The 15,641-nt window shown below is 71.2% G+C and carries 13 protein-coding genes and 4 pseudogenes; 7 read left to right on the top strand and 10 right to left on the bottom strand.

Going from position 1 to position 15,641, the window contains the following annotated elements:
• Window positions 1–6: 6 nt before the first annotated feature.
• Both AB3K78_RS02560 and AB3K78_RS02555 read right to left on the bottom strand, forming a co-directional pair.
• A pseudogene (locus AB3K78_RS02560) lies at window positions 7–860 on the bottom strand (ParA family protein).
• Window positions 861–894: 34 nt separating this feature from the next.
• The gene (locus AB3K78_RS02555; protein WP_416445905.1) at window positions 895–1,842 is read right to left on the bottom strand and encodes a LysR substrate-binding domain-containing protein; all 948 of its coding nucleotides are present in this window, start codon (window positions 1,840–1,842) and stop codon (window positions 895–897) included.
• Between the two features lie 141 nt (window positions 1,843–1,983).
• Here AB3K78_RS02555 and AB3K78_RS02550 point away from each other — a divergent pair, with 141 nt between their 5' ends.
• From AB3K78_RS02550 to AB3K78_RS02540, 3 genes are read left to right on the top strand one after another with little or no spacing between them, the layout of a single operon-like run.
• On the top strand, window positions 1,984–3,363 hold the full coding sequence (locus tag AB3K78_RS02550; RefSeq protein ID WP_416445903.1) for an MFS transporter: 1,380 nt from the start codon (window positions 1,984–1,986) through the stop codon (window positions 3,361–3,363).
• 40 nt (window positions 3,364–3,403) lie between these two features.
• Window positions 3,404–4,621, top strand: a complete 1,218-nt coding sequence (locus AB3K78_RS02545; protein WP_416445901.1) for an FAD-dependent monooxygenase — start codon at window positions 3,404–3,406, stop codon at window positions 4,619–4,621.
• The gene (locus AB3K78_RS02540) at window positions 4,618–5,238 is read left to right on the top strand and encodes an NADPH-dependent F420 reductase (RefSeq protein ID WP_416445899.1); all 621 of its coding nucleotides are present in this window, start codon (window positions 4,618–4,620) and stop codon (window positions 5,236–5,238) included. The genes AB3K78_RS02545 and AB3K78_RS02540 overlap by 4 nt, the downstream gene beginning before the upstream one ends.
• 40 nt (window positions 5,239–5,278) lie before the next feature.
• Here the strand turns inward: AB3K78_RS02540 and AB3K78_RS02535 are convergent, their stop codons facing one another.
• The 3 genes and pseudogenes from AB3K78_RS02535 to AB3K78_RS02525 form a co-directional block, all read right to left on the bottom strand.
• Window positions 5,279–6,214, bottom strand: a complete 936-nt coding sequence (locus AB3K78_RS02535; protein ID WP_416445897.1) for a helix-turn-helix domain-containing protein — start codon at window positions 6,212–6,214, stop codon at window positions 5,279–5,281.
• A gap of 41 nt (window positions 6,215–6,255) precedes the next feature.
• A complete protein-coding gene (locus AB3K78_RS02530; RefSeq protein ID WP_416445895.1) occupies window positions 6,256–7,593 on the bottom strand; it encodes an invasin domain 3-containing protein in 1,338 nt (445 codons plus the stop codon).
• 136 nt (window positions 7,594–7,729) lie between these two features.
• Window positions 7,730–8,212 (bottom strand): annotated as a pseudogene (locus AB3K78_RS02525) (glycine-rich protein); the annotation flags it as partial.
• A 380-nt stretch (window positions 8,213–8,592) separates the two neighbouring features.
• Here AB3K78_RS02525 and AB3K78_RS02520 point away from each other — a divergent pair.
• Together AB3K78_RS02520 and AB3K78_RS02515 are read left to right on the top strand one after the other, a co-directional pair.
• The gene (locus AB3K78_RS02520) at window positions 8,593–9,183 is read left to right on the top strand and encodes a DUF3060 domain-containing protein (RefSeq protein ID WP_416445893.1); all 591 of its coding nucleotides are present in this window, start codon (window positions 8,593–8,595) and stop codon (window positions 9,181–9,183) included.
• A gap of 11 nt (window positions 9,184–9,194) precedes the next feature.
• The gene (locus tag AB3K78_RS02515) at window positions 9,195–9,911 is read left to right on the top strand and encodes a response regulator transcription factor (protein WP_416445891.1); all 717 of its coding nucleotides are present in this window, start codon (window positions 9,195–9,197) and stop codon (window positions 9,909–9,911) included.
• On the opposite strand, the gene AB3K78_RS02510 is transcribed toward AB3K78_RS02515, so the two are convergent.
• The gene (locus AB3K78_RS02510) at window positions 9,878–10,189 is read right to left on the bottom strand and encodes a hypothetical protein (protein ID WP_416445889.1); all 312 of its coding nucleotides are present in this window, start codon (window positions 10,187–10,189) and stop codon (window positions 9,878–9,880) included. The two genes, AB3K78_RS02515 and AB3K78_RS02510, sit on opposite strands and share 34 nt — an antisense overlap.
• Before the next feature lie 15 nt (window positions 10,190–10,204).
• Between AB3K78_RS02510 and AB3K78_RS02505 the strand changes: the two are divergent.
• Window positions 10,205–10,273 (top strand): annotated as a pseudogene (locus AB3K78_RS02505) (hypothetical protein); the annotation flags it as partial.
• Window positions 10,274–10,590: 317 nt separating this feature from the next.
• On the top strand, window positions 10,591–10,812 hold the full coding sequence (locus AB3K78_RS02500) for a sensor histidine kinase (protein WP_416445887.1): 222 nt from the start codon (window positions 10,591–10,593) through the stop codon (window positions 10,810–10,812).
• A gap of 16 nt (window positions 10,813–10,828) precedes the next feature.
• Here the strand turns inward: AB3K78_RS02500 and AB3K78_RS02495 are convergent.
• The 4 genes and pseudogenes from AB3K78_RS02495 to AB3K78_RS02480 form a co-directional block, all read right to left on the bottom strand.
• Window positions 10,829–11,862: pseudogene (locus tag AB3K78_RS02495) on the bottom strand (site-specific tyrosine recombinase XerD).
• A complete protein-coding gene (locus AB3K78_RS02490) occupies window positions 11,859–12,554 on the bottom strand; it encodes an NUDIX domain-containing protein (RefSeq protein WP_416445885.1) in 696 nt (231 codons plus the stop codon). Before AB3K78_RS02490 ends, AB3K78_RS02495 begins: the two are co-directional and overlap by 4 nt.
• Window positions 12,547–14,235, bottom strand: a complete 1,689-nt coding sequence (locus tag AB3K78_RS02485; protein ID WP_416445883.1) for a CTP synthase — start codon at window positions 14,233–14,235, stop codon at window positions 12,547–12,549. The genes AB3K78_RS02490 and AB3K78_RS02485 overlap by 8 nt, the downstream gene beginning before the upstream one ends.
• Before the next feature lie 105 nt (window positions 14,236–14,340).
• The gene (locus tag AB3K78_RS02480) at window positions 14,341–15,612 is read right to left on the bottom strand and encodes an AI-2E family transporter (RefSeq protein ID WP_416445881.1); all 1,272 of its coding nucleotides are present in this window, start codon (window positions 15,610–15,612) and stop codon (window positions 14,341–14,343) included.
• Between the last annotated feature and the right edge of the window lie 29 nt (window positions 15,613–15,641).

Here is a 15,641-nt window from a genome sequence, read left to right as displayed (position 1 = left end):
GGCCGCTCAGGCGACCACGCCGCGGGCGACGAGCTCGCGCGCCAGCTTCAGGTAGGCCTCGGAAGCCGCGTTGGACGGCGCGTAGTCGAGGATCGGCTTCGCCGCGATCTGCGCGTCGGGGAGCTTCACGGTGCGGCCGATGACCGTGTCGAACACCTGGTCGTCGAACGTGTCGACGACGCGCTCGAGCACTTCGCGCGCGTGCAGGGTGCGCGAGTCGTACATGGTCGCGAGGATCCCGTCGAGCTCGAGGGCCGGGTTGAGGCGGTCCTTCACCTTGTCGATGGTCTCGACGAGCAGCGCGACACCGCGCAGCGCGAAGTACTCGCAGGCGAGCGGGATCAGCACGCCGTGGCTCGCGGTGAGGGCGTTCACCGTGAGGAGACCCAGCGACGGCTGGCAGTCGATGAGGATCACATCGTAGTCGTCGACGACCTTGCGGAGCACCCCGCCAGGATCTGCTCGCGCGCGACCTCGGTCACCAGGTGCACCTCGGCGGCCGACAGATCGATGTTGGCGGGGATCACGTCGAGGCCGGGAGTCGCGGTGCGCTCGATCGCCTCGTGGGGATCCTTGACCTTGCCGAGCATGAGGTCGTAGATGGTCGGCACGTCGTGCGCGGGCACGCCGAGACCGGCAGAGAGCGCGCCCTGGGGGTCGAAGTCGATGGCGAGCACGCGTCGCCCGTAGCGGGCGAGCGCCGCCGCGAGGTTGATGGTGCTGGTCGTCTTGCCGACGCCGCCCTTCTGGTTGCACATCGCGATGATGCGCGCCGGGCCGTGCCGATCGAGCTTCTTCGGTGCCGGGATGATCCGCTCGGGTCGCCCGGTGGGACCGAGCTCGACCTGCTGCTTCGCCATTCCGGCCCTCCTCTCGAGTCGCTAACGATCCATCCTAGCGTGCGGTGGCCACCCCGGATCCTGCACGGTCGCGGCCTCCGTCGCGACCCCCGAGGCGCTCGGCCGCGAAGTCCAGCAGCGCGAGCGCCCGCGCGGTCAGGTCCATGTCCTCGGGCCAGATACCGACCACGTGGGTGACGGTCACGGGAGGGTCGAGCGGCCGGATGACGATCGGCCGGCCCTCGAGACTCGTCGTGGGCGCGTTCGGTCGCGACATCAGCAGGCCGTAGCCGAGTCCGCGGCCGACGAGCGCCTCGACCAGGCCGATCTCGCTGACCCGCGCCTCGATCGACGGCTCGAGGCCGCGGGCGGCGAACGCATCGGTGACGTTGACGGTGCCCGGCGTCGCATCGAACTGGATGTAGGGCTGCTCGGCGAGGTCCGGCAGGTCGATCGTCCCGGCCGCCGCGAGCGGGTGCTCCGGATGCAGGTGCACCTCGAGCTCGGTCGCGTAGATCTTGCGTCGGCGGTAGCCGACGGGCAGCGATACGTCGTACACCAGGGCCACGTCGAGTCGTCCCGCTTCGAGGGCCGAGAGCAGTTCCTCGTTGGTACCGACCACGATCTCCATGCGCACGCCGGGATACCGCTTGGGGAACTCCTCGAGGAGCTCGGGGACCACGTTCGTGGCGAAGGTCGAGTAGCAGCCGAGCTTCACCGGACCGCGCAGCTCCTGCCCGCGGCTCGCGCCCAGCACCAGCTCCTGCGTCTCGGCGAGGATCTGGCGCGCCCGCTTGGCGAACTGCTGACCCGTCGGGGTCAGGGTGAGCCCGCGCGCCTTCCGCCGCACGCACAGCTGCTCGCCGACGGTGCGCTCGAGCGCGGTGATCGCCTGGGACAACGCGGACTCCGAGATGTGCAGGTGGGCCGCCGCGGCGCTGAGGGTGGCGAAGTTCGGAAGCGCGGCGAACAGCTCCAGCTGCCGCAGGCTCACGTCGGCCACAGTGCCTCCTCGCTCGCTCCTTCTTCGATAGAACCGAATTATATCCTCGGAGAACCGTGATTTACACGCAGACGACCGACCGCCACGATTGAGGATCAGCCCGTCCCTCCCGCAGGGACAACAATGACGTTAGGGACCCCGATGACCTCTGCACCCCACGCGAGCGCTCCGACCTCGCAACGCCGGATCGCCTTCGCGACGATCATCGGCACCACGATCGAGTGGTACGACTTCTTCATCTACGCGACGAGCGCCGGGCTCGTGTTCGCCCAGCTCTTCTTCCAGCCGGCCGGACACGAGATCGGGCTGCTGCTGTCCTTCGCGACGGTCGGCATCTCGTTCCTCTTCCGCCCGCTCGGCGCGTTCCTCGCCGGGCACTTCGGGGATCGCCTGGGGCGGCGGGCGATGCTCGTCCTCACGCTCGTCCTCATGGGCGCCGCGACGACCCTCGTCGGCCTGCTGCCGACCTACGCCCAGATCGGCACGGCGGCCCCGGTCCTCCTCCTGCTCCTCCGCATCCTGCAGGGGCTCAGCGCCGGAGGGGAATGGGGCGGCGCGGTCCTCATGGCGGTCGAGCACGCTCCCGCGGACCGCCGCGGTCGCGCAGGATCCTGGCCCCAGCTCGGGGTCCCCCTCGGGTTCCTGCTCGCCTCCGGCGTGACCGCGCTCATGACCGGCGTCGTCTCCCCCGGTGCGGAGTACCTCGCATGGGGCTGGCGCGTCCCGTTCCTACTGAGCGTCGTACTCATCGTCGTCGGCTTCGTGATCCGCCGCACCGTGGAGGAGAGCCCGGTGTTCGCCGAGCTCGCCGAGCGCGGCAAGCGTCCGCGCGTGCCGATCCTCGAGGTGTTCACGCGGCACTGGCACCTGGTCCTCCTCGCCGCGCTCGTCTTCGCCGGCAACGGCACCCTCGGCTACATGACCACGGGCGGGTTCCTCAACAGCTACGCGATCAACGTCCAGAGCCTCGACACCACGGCGGTGCTCGTCGCAGCGGCGACCGCCGCAGCCGTCTGGTTCCTCTCGACGCTCGTCGCGGGCTTCCTCTCCGACCGGATCGGCCGGCGCAGCACCTTCCTCATCGGTTTCGCCCTGCAGGCCGTCGTCGTCTTCCCCGTCTTCTGGCTCGTCGACACCGGCGGCCTGCCCGGGCTCTATGCCGCCCTCGTCCTCATCTCCGTCGGCCTCGGCCTCACCTACGGCCCGCTGGCCGCCTGGTACTCGGAGATCTTCCCGGCGTCGATCCGTTTCTCGGGCGTCTCGATCACCTACGCGATCGGAGCGGTCCTCGGCGGCGCGTTCGCACCGATGATCGCGCAGATGCTCCTCGAGGCCACGGGCAGCACCACCGCGGTCTCCGGATACCTCCTCGCCGCCTCCCTCGTCGGGGGCGCGGCGACCCTGTGCCTCCGGGATCGGAGCGGGATCCCCCTCGGGCCCGATCACGAGGCGGAGCAGGCCGCCGGAGCCACGGTGTTCGCCGCGCGAGCGGAAGCATCCGAACCGGCACCGGTGCGCTAGGAGTCCACTGGTGCCGAGCAATTCAGTCAAGGAGCAGAAATTGGCAAGTCACTCTCCCAGGGTCGCGATCATCGGCGGCGGGATGGGCGGTCTCACCGCCGCGATCGCGCTCACGAGGATCGCCGGGGCCGACGTCACCGTGTTCGAGCAGGCGAGCCGGCTCGGCGAGGTCGGCGCAGGGGTCACGATCGCTCCCAACGCCGCACGCGTGCTCGACCGGCTCGGCGTGCTCGAGCGCATCCGGAGCGTCGGCGCCGTGCCCGACGGGCACGGCGTGTACCTCGACGGCATGGGGCGCATGGTCACCGATGCCGCCTGGGAGGACTCGGCGCGTCAGTACCGGAACATCGGCATGTATCGGCCCGACCTCATCGACGGCCTGGCATCCGCGGTCGCTCCGGAGACCATCCGCCTGGGGCACCGGCTGCAGACCGTCGAGCACACGGCGTCGGGGGTCCGCGTCGCGTTCGAGAACGGCTCGGAGGACGTCTTCGACGCCGTCGTCGGCGCCGACGGCATCCACTCGGTCGTGCGCGGCGCGGTGGGCCAGCACCCCGAGCCCGTGTACTCCGGATACATCGTCTATCGCGGTGTGATGGACGCCTCCCGCCTCCCAGACGACTGGCCCATGATCAGCCAGGTCTGGATGCACGACCGACGGCACTTCATGGCGTACCCGCTGCAGCAGCGCAGGCTGTTCAACTTCGTGGCCGGCGTTCCGAGCGACCGGCCCCTGCAGGGGCCGTGGTCGGGGCCGGCCGAGGTGAGCGAGCTCGCGGCGGAATTCTCGGGTGACGGCTGGGATCCCCGCCTCGCGCACTTCATCAGCCTCATCGACCGGACGTTCTGGTGGGGCCTCTTCGATCACGAGCCGCTCACGAACTGGTCCCGCGGCGCGATCACGCTGCTCGGCGATGCCGCGCACACGATGCTGCCGCACCAGGGCCAGGGCGTGAGCCAGGCGATCGAGGACAGCATGGCGCTCGCCACGTTCCTCGCCGCCGCGGACGGGGTCTCCGACATCCCGGAGGCGTTCCGGCGCTACACCGCGGTGCGCATGCAGCGCACCGCCATCCTGCAGCACGGCTCGCGCCGAGCCGGCGCCATGTTCGACGCGCAGTACGAGTTCGCGAACCTCGAGAAGCGCGACGCCGACATCCGCGTCGGACGGGACTTCCGCCGCAGCGCGGTCTTCGACTACGACGCGCAGAAAGTCGCCGAAGAGGCGCTCAACCGATTCCGGAGGATCCCCGCATGACGTCCATCAGCATCATCGGCAGCGGCAAGATGGGTGGGGCGATCGCCGAGGTCGCCGCACGCGCCGGCGCGGAGATCCAGATCGTCAAGCGCAGCGCGTCGAGCGCCTCAGCGGCCCGACCCGGCTTCGCCTACGGCGCGCTCGGCGACCGGCTCACCGGCGATCTCGTCGTGCTCGCGGTGCCCTACTCCGCATACCCGGGGATCCTGGAGCACTATCGGGACCAGCTCGGGGAGAAGGTCGTGATCGACATCAGCAACCCGATCGACTTCAGCACCTACGACCGGCTGAAGTCGCCCGCCGACTCCTCCACCGCGGCCGAGCTGGCCCAGCTGCTTCCCGAGGGTTCGGCGGTCGTGAAGGCGTTCAACGTCAATCTCGGCGACACCCTCGTCAGCGGCACGAACGGCACGACGCCCACGACCGTGCTCTACGCCGGGGACTACGCGGACGCCAAGCAGGAGGTCGCGGCGCTGATCGAGGCGGCGGGCATGCGCGCGGTCGACGCCGGTCCGCTGACCCGGGCCAGGGAACTGGAGGCGCTGGGGTTCCTGCAGATCATCATGGCCGCGCTCGGCAAGACCCGGTACGAGTCCGGTTTCACGCTGCTGCCCTGAGCCGGGCGGGCGGTGCGGGCGGTGCGGCCGCCCGGGCCGGTCAGAGCCGGTCCCTGCCGGAGCGGATCGCCCGGGGGCCGCTACCCAGCTGACGTTCGAGAGCCGTCCGCATGGCTCGCGCCGACCCGAAGCCTGAGCGGAGCGCGACCGCTTCCATGTCCAGACCGTCGTTGACGGGGTCCAGGAGCAGCGCGTGCGCGGCTTCGGCCCGGACCCGGCGGAGCTCGCCCGCGATGGAGATTCCCGCTTCCGCGAAGACATCCTGCAGGTGGCGCAGCGAAGCACCGGTCGCACGTGCGAGATCGGCGGGAGCGAAGGACGGTTCGGCGGCTCTGAGGGAGAGCTCGCCCAGCGCTCGCTCCCGCAGGGCCGCACGGGGCGAACCTCGCACCGGGTCACGGCCGAGTCGCCCGAGCAGCACCGCACCTGCCATCTCGACGAGGATCCGGTCGACCGCGGCGCTCTCGCCCTCGGCCACCTCCCGCTCGCTGCGCACCGCTCGGGCCACGAACGCCCGCATGGACTCCTCGATCAGCGTCAGCTGCGTCCCGAACCGCACCTCCTCTCGGAGCCGGTTCGGTGCCGGCAGCAGGACTCTCGGCACCCTCACGATGAGGAAGCGGCAATCGGCGCCGAGCCGCACACGCTGAGGTACTCCGCTCGGACCGATCATGAGCCGTCCGGACGCCTGCTTCCATGCGCCGTCGCTCAGGTACGCGAACGTGCCGCTGTCCACGAACACGAGGTCCCACGTCGGCAGCCCGGGCCAGGGCGGTCTGCGTTCGAACTCCGTCAGCGATCCGAACACCTCGTGGAGCACGACTGCCCCGAACGTTCGCATGCGGGAGTGCATCCGCAGCGCGCCGCCGACCGGACGCGCACCGCCGCGCGCGATATCGCCCGCATCGAGATCCGCGATGTGTCGCTCGGGCAGCCCTTCGATGTCCACCGTCCGCTCCGGTGCGCGCTCGTCCACGCCCCGAGCCTACGCCTCGGATGCTCGCGAGCCGCGTCGGCTCACGCCGACGCCCGTCTCCGGATCGCGAGCAGCGTTCCGCCGCCGAGCCCGAGGATCACCGCGGCGAGCGCCGCACCGACCCCCGTCGCACCGCCGGTGGTCGCGAGGTCCCCCTCCGGTCCTCCACTGGCCGGTCCAGCTGTGCCGCGCGGACTCGTCGGCGCGGGGGCCGCCGGGTCGATCGGACCGGTGGGCTCGACCGGACCCGTCGGACCGACCGCTGGAGCGCGCTGCACGAGTTCGACGGTTCCGAGCACCGCATCGGGAACGAGGCTCAGCGCACCACGGGCCGAGGAACGCTCGAGCGGTGCTTCCGGCTCCCGAGTCTCCGAGAGCGTCAGCGTGCTGCGGCCCGCGGTCGTCGAGGCGCGCACCACCGCGGTGTAGGAGCCCGGAGCGATCTCGGTGATCCCACCGATGAGCTGGCCGCGATCGCTGGATCGCAGGTCGAGTTCGAGTCCGGGGACCGCGTTGCCGTTCGCGTCGCTGATCTCGGCCCGGAACCGCGTGGTCGACGTGCCGTCGGCGACGATCGTGCCGGGGTCGAGACTCAGCCGTGCGGACTCGGGGGCTCCGGGGAGCAGGGTGAGCGTGAAGGTTCTGCGCACCTCCGGCGAGACGGAACGGTCGATCGCGGTGAGCTGCACCGTTCCGGCCCGCTTCGACGCGGTGATCCGCACGCGATAGCTGCCGTCCTCGCGGTCGCGGATCTCGCTGATCCCCACCCCGGGATCGCTCGCCTCCATCGTGATCCGCTGACCGGGAACCCGATGTCCGAGCGCGTCGAAGGCGTACAGTTCGAGCCCCGTGGCCGAAGTGCCGTCTGCGACGAGCCGATCCGGCATCATCTCGCCGCCGATCTCGACGACGTCGCCCGGCCCCTGCCGCAGGGTGGCGGTCGCCTCGATCGCAGGGTCCACCGAGCGGTCGCGAGCAGTGATGGTCGTGAGCGCGACTCGGTTGGATGCGCGGATCTCGGCCGAGTAGGTTCCGTCGCCGTGGTCGACGGTCTCGCCGATCCGCTGCCCCGGCTCGCTGCCCTCGAACACGACGTCCTCGCCCGCGATCGGGTTGCCGTCGGCATCGCCGACCGTCGCCGTCGCGGTGACCGTGCTCGTCCCGTCGGCGACGACGGTTCCGGCGGACAGCGCGAGCGCGATCCGGCTGGCCGGCCGTAGCGTGAATTCGAGTTCCATCGACGGCGTCGCCCCGAGGGGGCCGGTGCTCATCGAGACGTTCGTCGCGTCCGGCGCGGCATAGCTGGACCCGGCGGCCCCGCCGCCCCAGGGACTTCCGCCGCCGCCTCCGTAGAGGCCGCCGCCGCCGGCACCGCCCATGTTGTTCGTGTCGTCGTAGAATCCCGGAGCACCGCCGGCTCCGAGGAGCCCCGAAGTTCCGGGGGTTCCGCTGCACGGGTTTCCGGGGTTCCTCCCGCGGTCGGCGTTCCGCCCCCGCGTCGCCCGCGCATCCCCCGGCCGTCGCCCCCGCACCCCCGATCAGGCCGCCTGCCGACCCTCCGTTCGTGCCGCCCAGGCCGGATGTCCCGCCCCCGCCGCCCGCGACGAGCACCCGGTCCGCGAGCCCGGAACCTCCGCGGCGCAGGTCCGTGGCCCCGCCACCGCCGCCACCGCGTACGACCGTCGAGGCTTCGACCCGGGTGCCGTCGGCACCGCCGTTCACCCCGCCGACCGACCCCTCGGCGTTTCCTCCGACGACCGCGACGAGCGTCTCCCCCGGCACCACCGGCAGGTCCGCGACTACCCGAGCCCCCGCGCCGGGCGTGGGCGACACGTGCGGGTAGGCCTTCGCTCCCGACCCGCCCTGAGCAACCGCACGCACCGAGGTCGCTCCAGGGGGCACCACGACCGTGTGGCTCCCCGGGCTCGTGAGCACGACCCGGGTCGCCTCGGCCGCCTGGGCGGGAGCCGCGATCGCGGCCCAGGAGGCCGCGGCCATCACCGCGAGGGCGCACGCGAGCGCTCCCCCGCTTCTGAGGCCGCGCGGACTGGGTCGTCGGTCGGATGCTCTCATGTGTCTCCCCCTGTGCAGCGGTGCGCCGCTTCGCGTCGCGCCGACTCGATCGTTCGAATCCCAGCGTGGGGGATCCGCCCGTTCGCAGCGGCGGAAAGCGCTCGGATCGTGCGCGCATCCGCCGTTCCGTGCGCGAATCGGGCGACGGGTCCGCTGCGCGGAGGATGTCGCAGGATTGCGACAGGGCTGCGACATCGCCGCGACCGCCGCGCCCCCTTCGATTCCTAGCGTGGGAAGGGTTCGGCTCGCTCCGGACGACGTGCACCGAATCCGGTGTGCGAGTATGAATTCGAAAGGGGTCCGACATGACCGAAATCACCGCAGCACGCTCCGCGATCCTCCGATCCGCCGCGGGGATCGCCGCGCTGCTCACGGTATCCGCGGGGCTCACGGGATGCGGGATCGGTTTCACGCCGCAGTCCCCGGCCACCGAGAAGCCCGCACCCTCGTCCTCCCACACCGAGACGCCGTCGACCTCCACGAGCGAAGGGGCTTCCGCCGCAGCGAGCGAGGGCGCCGCGAGCGCGGCCGGCAGCGCATCGGGTTCCACCGGGGCAAGCGGCTCCGACGATTCCGAGCGGGTCACCCGCGCGATGCTCGAGCCCCTGGTCGAGAAGCACGCCAGCTGCGTCGGCGGCACGGTCGAGGTGGTCAACGTGGGCACCACGGTCGCGATCGACGGCAACTGCGCGACGGTGAAGGTGTCGGCGAACGGCGCCTCCGTGCTCGCGAACGACGTCGCGAAGCTGCAGATCACGGGCACGGGGGTGACCGTGTTCACGAAGCGTCTCGACGCACTCGACGTCACCGGCAACGGCAACACCGTCGCGTGGGAATCCGGTTCCCCGGCCATCTCCGACGCGGGCATCGGCAACGTGCTCGCCCCCGCGAGCTGAGCGCCGCCCCCGTGCCCGATCCGCAGCGCCCCCGAGTGCTCCTCGTCGACGACGAGGAGGCGATCACCTCGACGCTCGGCCCGTACCTCGAACGGGCCGGCTTCGAGGTGGTCGTCGCGGCGGACGGCGAGGAGGCGCTCGCGCGCCACGCCGAGAGCCGCCCCGACATCGTGGTCTCGGACGTGCTGATGCCCGGGCTCGACGGTCGCGGCCTCGTCCGCCGCTTGCGGCAGAGCGAGACCTGGACTCCGGTGGTCCTGCTGACGCAGGTCGACGAGGCCTCCGAGCGGGCCGCCGCCCTCGACGAGGGCGCCGACGACTACCTCGGCAAGCCGTTTCTCCCGTCGGAGCTCGTCTCGCGCATCCGTGCCGTGCTGCGGCGCACCATCGGCGGGCGGCCGCTCTCGGCCGCGAATCTGCTGCTCAGCGACTCGCTCGAGCTCGATCGCTCCGGCCGCCGCACCCGCGTCGACGGACGGACCGTCGATCTCACGCCGAAGGCGGTCGCACTGCTCGACTATCTGATGGCGCACCCCGACGAGGTGCACACGCGCGAGCACCTGCTGTCGGCGCTCTGGGGCTTCGAGTTCGCGGTCACGACGCGCGCCGTCGACCATCGCGTCGCTGAGCTCCGGCGAGTTCTCGGGGACGACGCCCAGCGTCCGCGCTGGATCGAGACGGTGCCCGGCGCGGGCTACCGCTTCTGCGGGCGGGTGGTGCAGCGGTGAGCCGCGTTCGCATCACCACGCTCGTCGCGGTCGGCACGCCGCTCCTGCTCGGCGGCCTCGCGGCCGGCGCGGTGGTCCTGGCCCGGGTGAACGGTTCGTTCGAGATCACGGTCCCGCTCGCGACCGTTCTCGTCGTGACGGGCGCGCTGGTCTCCGCCGGCGTCTGGGCGGGCCTCGGGGTGCGCTCGGCGCTCCGCGCTCGCGAGGAACAGGGCTTCGCGGCGGGCGCGCAGCAGGAGCGCGAGGCGCACCGGCGCTTCGTCGCCCGGCTCGACCACGAGCTCAAGAATCCGGTGACCGCCATCCGCGCTGCGCTCGAACTCGACCCGGATCCGTCGCCGTCCCTGGGCGTGGCCGCAGCTCAGGCCGGCCGCCTCGCGAACCTGATCGGCGAGCTGCGCTCGCTCTCAGCGCTCGAGACCTCCGCGATCGAACGGGTTCCGGTCGACCTCGCCGCGGTCGTCCGCGACGAGACCGCGGCGTTCTCCGAGGATCTCGAGGTCCGCGGATCCCACCGCGATATCCGCGTCCAGCTCCCGGCTGCGCCCTGGCCGCTGCCGTCCGTCGCCGGCGACGCGGACCTGCTCGCGGTCGTCGTGCGCAATCTGCTGGTCAATGCCGCGAAATACTCGGATCCCGACGCGCGCATCGAGATCCGGGGTCGGAGGATTCCGGGTTCGTGGTGGTCGAGGTCGCGGACACCGGCTGGGGCATTCCCGAGGCCGAGCAGGCGCACGTCTGGGACGAGCTGTGGCGTGGTGACCGCGCCCGCCGCGTCGAGGGCAGCGGCCTGGGGCTGTCGCTCGTCCGGATCGTCGCGGAACGGCACGGCGGCGATGTCGCCGTTCGCTCCCGTGCGGGCTCGGGCACGAGCGTGCGGGTCAGGATCCCGACCGCCTAGTCCTCGGAACGTCGGATCACTGCCGGATCCGCGCGCGCGGGTGGGCCGTCAGATAGTGCTCCCGCAGCGTGTCCGCGGTGACCTGGGTGTAGATCTGGGTGGTGGTGACCGAGGCGTGCCCGAGCAGTTCTTGCACGGTGCGCACGTCGGCGCCGCCCGCGAGGAGATGGGTCGCGAAGGAGTGCCGCAGCGAGTGCGGCGACACCTCGACGTCGAGTTCGGCCCGCTCGGCTGCGGCCCGGATCACGAGCCAGGCGCTCTGCCTCGAGAGCCGCGACCCGCGGGGGCCGACGAACAGCGCGGGGGTGCCCCGGCCCCGCTCGACCATCGCGGGGCGGGCTCGCACCAGGTATGCGGCGAGCGCAGCGCCGGCGTACCGTCCGTAGGGCACGATCCGCTGCTTGGACCCCTTGCCGGTGACGCGGATGAAGCCGCCGTCGCCGAGCGCCGCGACCGGGTCGGTCCAGGCGTCTCGCCCGTCGCCGGTTCCGGCGAGGAGGTCGTCGAGGTCGAGCGAGGCGACCTCGCTGACGCGCGCGCCGCTCGCATACAGCAGTTCGAGCAGCGCCCGGTCCCGCAGCGCCACGGGGTCGTCGCCGGAGGTCGCGGCGAGCAGGGACTCGACCTGCTCGATCGAGAGAGCCTTGGGCAGCCGCTTGGTCTGTTTCGGGGCGCGGAGCGCGCCCCGGCGTTCGTGTCGAGGTCGCCCTCCTCGAACAGGAAGCGGTGCAGCCCGCGCACGACCGACATGCGTCGGGTGATCGAGCTCGGGGCCAAGCGGGGCGCGTCCGCGGACGCCGCCTCGCCGACGCCCGCGGCGGCTGCGGTGCCGCCAGGGCCCGGCGCTCCGCCGAGTGCGGCGACGTACGCCGAGAGCGTCTCTGAGGTCACGTTCCCGAGGTCGTCGATGCGCTCGGATTCGAGCCAGGCCGCATAGGCGTCCAGATCGCGACGATAGGCGGCCCGGGTATGCTCGGCGAGCCCGCGCTCGATCGCGATGTGGCGCAGGAACCGCTCGATGCCCGCCTGCGGGCGCAGCGGCTCGCTCATGCCTTCGAGCGGTCGCCGCGCACGAGGTCCCGGCGCGTCCACGGGCTGTCGGCCGGCCGCAGGGAACTCCACCCCCGTGATCGGGCCGCAGCCGCGGCGAGCACCGCGTTGGTGGTCAGCGCGTTCTGCACGCGTCCGTCGAGCACGGCGTCGATCACCGTGTCAAGCGGTTCCCAGCGCCGCAGCATGTCGGCTTCCTCGGCTGTGCGCACGTAGTCGTGCTCGACCGCGGCGAGGTCGCGCGCGAGGAAGATCCGGATCGCCTCGCTGTTCCCGCCCGGGGTGGTGCAGACGTCGAGCAGCACGTCCCAGCGGGCCGCCTCGAGATCGGCCTCCTCGACGAGCTCGCGCTGCGCGCCCGCGAGGCCGGATTCTCCGGCGACGTCCATGAGCCCGGCCGGGATCTCCCAGTCGCGGTGCGCGATCGGGTGCCGGTACTGCCGGATGAGCAGCACGCGCTCCTGCTCGTCGAGCGCGAGGACCGCGACGGCGCCGGGGTGGTCGACGTAGTCCCGTTCGAGCACGGCTCCGGCGTAGGCGAAGCGGTCGCGGCGCACGTCCCAGACGTGGCCGCGCGTCAGCAGCTCGCTGGACTCGACGCCGACGTCGACGGCGTAGGCGTCGGCGAGCGGTTCGGCGGCGGGCCCTGGCGACCCGCCACCGAACTCCTCGCTCGAGCGGTCGCTAGTCACGACCCTCGACGTCGAACAGGCGGGCGGCATCGCGGCGCGCGATCGCGGCCTCGGCCAGTCCGGCGAACAGCGGGTGCGAGGTTCCGGGGCGCGAACGCAGCTCGGGGTGGGCCTGGGTCGCGATGTAGAACGGGTGGACGTCGCGCGGCAGCTCGACGTACTCGACGAGCTCGCCGTCGGGGCTCGTACCCGAGAACGACAGGCCCGCTGCGCCGATCTGCTCGCGGTAGCGGTTGTTCACCTCGTAGCGGTGGCGGTGACGCTCGCTCGCGCTCGACGCGCCGTAGAGCTCGGCCGCGAGCGACCCCTCGGAGAACGCGGCCTCGTAGAGACCGAGGCGCATGGTTCCGCCCAGGTCGCCGCCGTCGATGATCTCGACCTGCTCCGCCATCGTCGCGATGACCGGGATCGGGGTCTCGGGGTCGAACTCGGTGGACGAAGCGCCCTCGAGACCCGCGACGTTGCGCGCGTACTCGATGACCATGCACTGCATGCCGAGGCAGAGGCCGAGCGTGGGGATGCCGTTCTCACGCGCGAAGCGCAGCGCACCGAGCTTGCCCTCGATACCGCGCACGCCGAAACCGCCGGGGACGCAGATCGCATCGACCTCGCCGAGCTGCTCGAGCGCGCCCTCGGGCGTCTCGCAGGAGTCGGAGGGCACCCAGCGGATGTTGACCTTGGTCGAGTGCGCGAAACCGCCCGCGCGCAACGCCTCGGTGACCGAGAGGTACGCGTCGGGCAGGTCGATGTACTTGCCGACGAGCGCGATCGTGACCTCGCCCTTCGGGTGGTGCACCGCGTCGAGCACCGGCTGCCAGCCCGTCCAGTCGACCTCGCCGGCGCGCTCGTCGAGACCGAGGTGCTCGATGATGGTGCGGTCCAGGCCCTGATCGTTGAGCAGTCGGGGCAGGTCGTAGATGCTCGGCACGTCGATGGCGTTGACCACCGCGTCCTCGTCGACGTCGCACATCAGGGCGATCTTGCGCAGGTTGTCGTCGGTGACCGGACGGTCGCTGCGGAGCACGAGCGCGTCGGGCTGGATGCCGATCGAGCGGAGCGCCGCGACGGAGTGCTGAGTGGGCTTGGTCTTCTGCTCGCCCGAGGCACCCATGAAAGGGACCAGCGAGACGTGCACGAAGAAGACGTTCTTGCGCCCGAGCTCGTGGCGCACCTGACGCGCCGACTCGAGGAACGGCTGCGACTCGATGTCGCCGACGGTGCCGCCGACCTCCGTGATGATCACGTCGGGACGCGGGTCCTCTTCGGCCTGCAGCCGCATGCGGCGCTTGATCTCGTTGGTGATGTGCGGGATCACCTGGACCGTGTCGCCCAGGTACTCGCCGCGTCGCTCCTTGGCGATGACGGTCGAATAGATCTGGCCGGTCGTGACGTTCGCGGCCTGGGACAGGTTGATGCCCAGGAACCGCTCGTAGTGCCCGATGTCGAGGTCCGTCTCGGCGCCGTCGTCGGTGACGAAGACCTCGCCGTGCTGGAACGGGTTCATCGTGCCGGGATCGACGTTGAGATACGGATCCAGCTTCTGCATGACCACGTGGAGTCCGCGAGCCGTGAGCAGATTGCCCAGGCTGGCGGCGGTGAGGCCCTTGCCCAGCGAGGAGACCACACCTCCAGTGACAAAGATGTGTTTGGTCGTATCCGTCGCGCTTCGCTCTGCTCCCACGGGCTTCGATCCTATCACTGTTGGGGCTCTCGCCGCCGGTCATTCCTTCGGGTGGGGCGCAGGGACCCCCGCGATCCCAGTCAGGGCGCGGGACGCGCCGACGGATCAGTGCAGCTCTTGGCGCGGCACCCAGACCTGCTTCACGATCATCAGCACCATCGCGGTCACCGGGATCGAGATGAGAGCTCCCATGAGGCCGAGCAGGGTACCGCCCGCGAGGGCCCCGATGACCACCAGCGACCCCGGCACGGACACGACGCGGTTCATGATGCGCGGGGTGAGGAGATACGCCTCGATCTGCATGTAGATGAGGTAGTAGATGCCTGCCGCGAGCGCGGCGCCCGGCGAGTTGAACAGCGCGACCGCCGCGACGAGCACGGTCGCCATGAGCGACCCGACGAGCGGGATGAGCGCGAGGAAGAAGACGCCGACGGCCACGAGGCCCGCGAACGGCACCCCGACGATGGTCATCATGATGAAGCCGAGCACGGCGTTGATGAGCGCGAGGATCACCATTCCGTTGACGTAGCCGCCCACGGACTTGGTGACCTGCTCGGTGATGTCCATGACCTTCGCCCGCCCCGAACGCGGCACGAGCGTGTAGAAGCCGCGCTTGATCGCCTGCAGCGATGCGAGGAAGTAGAGGCTGAGGATCAGGACGATGATCGCGGCGGTGAGCCCGTTTGCGATGCCCATGCCGGCCTGCCACACGCCGCCGACCACCTGCGCCCAGTTCTCGGGCTTGCCCACGAAGTCATGCCCCGTCTTGAGCAGCGCATCGAAGTCGACGAACTGCTTGAAGCGGTCCTTCAGGTCGTGGAACCAGGGCTCGCTCGAGATGCCGATGAAGTAGCTCGGCGCGCTGCGGACGAGCTGGGCGATCTGGTTGGAGAGCATCGGGACGACGATGGCGATGATGCCGGCGACGGCCAGCATGAACGTTCCGAAGACGATGCCGATGCCGAGCGGCCGCCGGATGCCCTTCCGCTCGAGCCAGCGCACCACGGGGTCGAGGCCGAGCGCGATGAAGAGCGCGCCCACCACGTACATGATGATGGTCGTCAGCTCGCTGATCATGGCGCCGAAGAGCAGCGCCGCGAGCACGCCGAGGGTGATGACGAAGCCGAGCTGGAACGGTGCGCGCACCACGAATTCGCGGGTCCGCTTCTCGCGCGCCTCCTGTTCGCGGGTCTCGATCGCCGCAGTGCGGGCGTCGCGATACATCTGGCGGGTCTCGGAGTCCATCTGCTCGATGTCGGCGTGCACCACCTGCGGATGCGAATCGAGCAGGTGCGCGCGCTCGGCCGCCTCGCTCGCGCTGGTGGAGGCGCTCGGGCGCTCCGCGGGTCGGCTGCGCCGCCAGGGCATCTTGCTCATGCAGGGAGCGTAGCAGCCGGCGCCGACGT

Origin of the sequence: Leucobacter sp. HNU (assembly GCF_047946755.1) — a bacterium.
Taxonomy (GTDB): Bacteria; Actinomycetota; Actinomycetes; order Actinomycetales; family Microbacteriaceae; genus Leucobacter.
Note: the sequence above shows the minus strand (reverse complement) of the source record. Positions and strands in the feature narration are given on the sequence as shown.

Coding starts and splice junctions, on each gene's coding strand:
- AB3K78_RS02540 (WP_416445899.1), top strand. CDS start 4,618: ATGACGTCCATCAGCATCATCGGCAGCGGCAAGATGGGTGGGGCGATC.
- AB3K78_RS02550 (WP_416445903.1), top strand. CDS start 1,984: ATGACCTCTGCACCCCACGCGAGCGCTCCGACCTCGCAACGCCGGATC.
- AB3K78_RS02520 (WP_416445893.1), top strand. CDS start 8,593: ATGACCGAAATCACCGCAGCACGCTCCGCGATCCTCCGATCCGCCGCG.
- AB3K78_RS02530 (WP_416445895.1), bottom strand. CDS start 7,593: ATGGGCGGTGCCGGCGGCGGCGGCCTCTACGGAGGCGGCGGCGGAAGT.
- AB3K78_RS02480 (WP_416445881.1), bottom strand. CDS start 15,612: ATGAGCAAGATGCCCTGGCGGCGCAGCCGACCCGCGGAGCGCCCGAGC.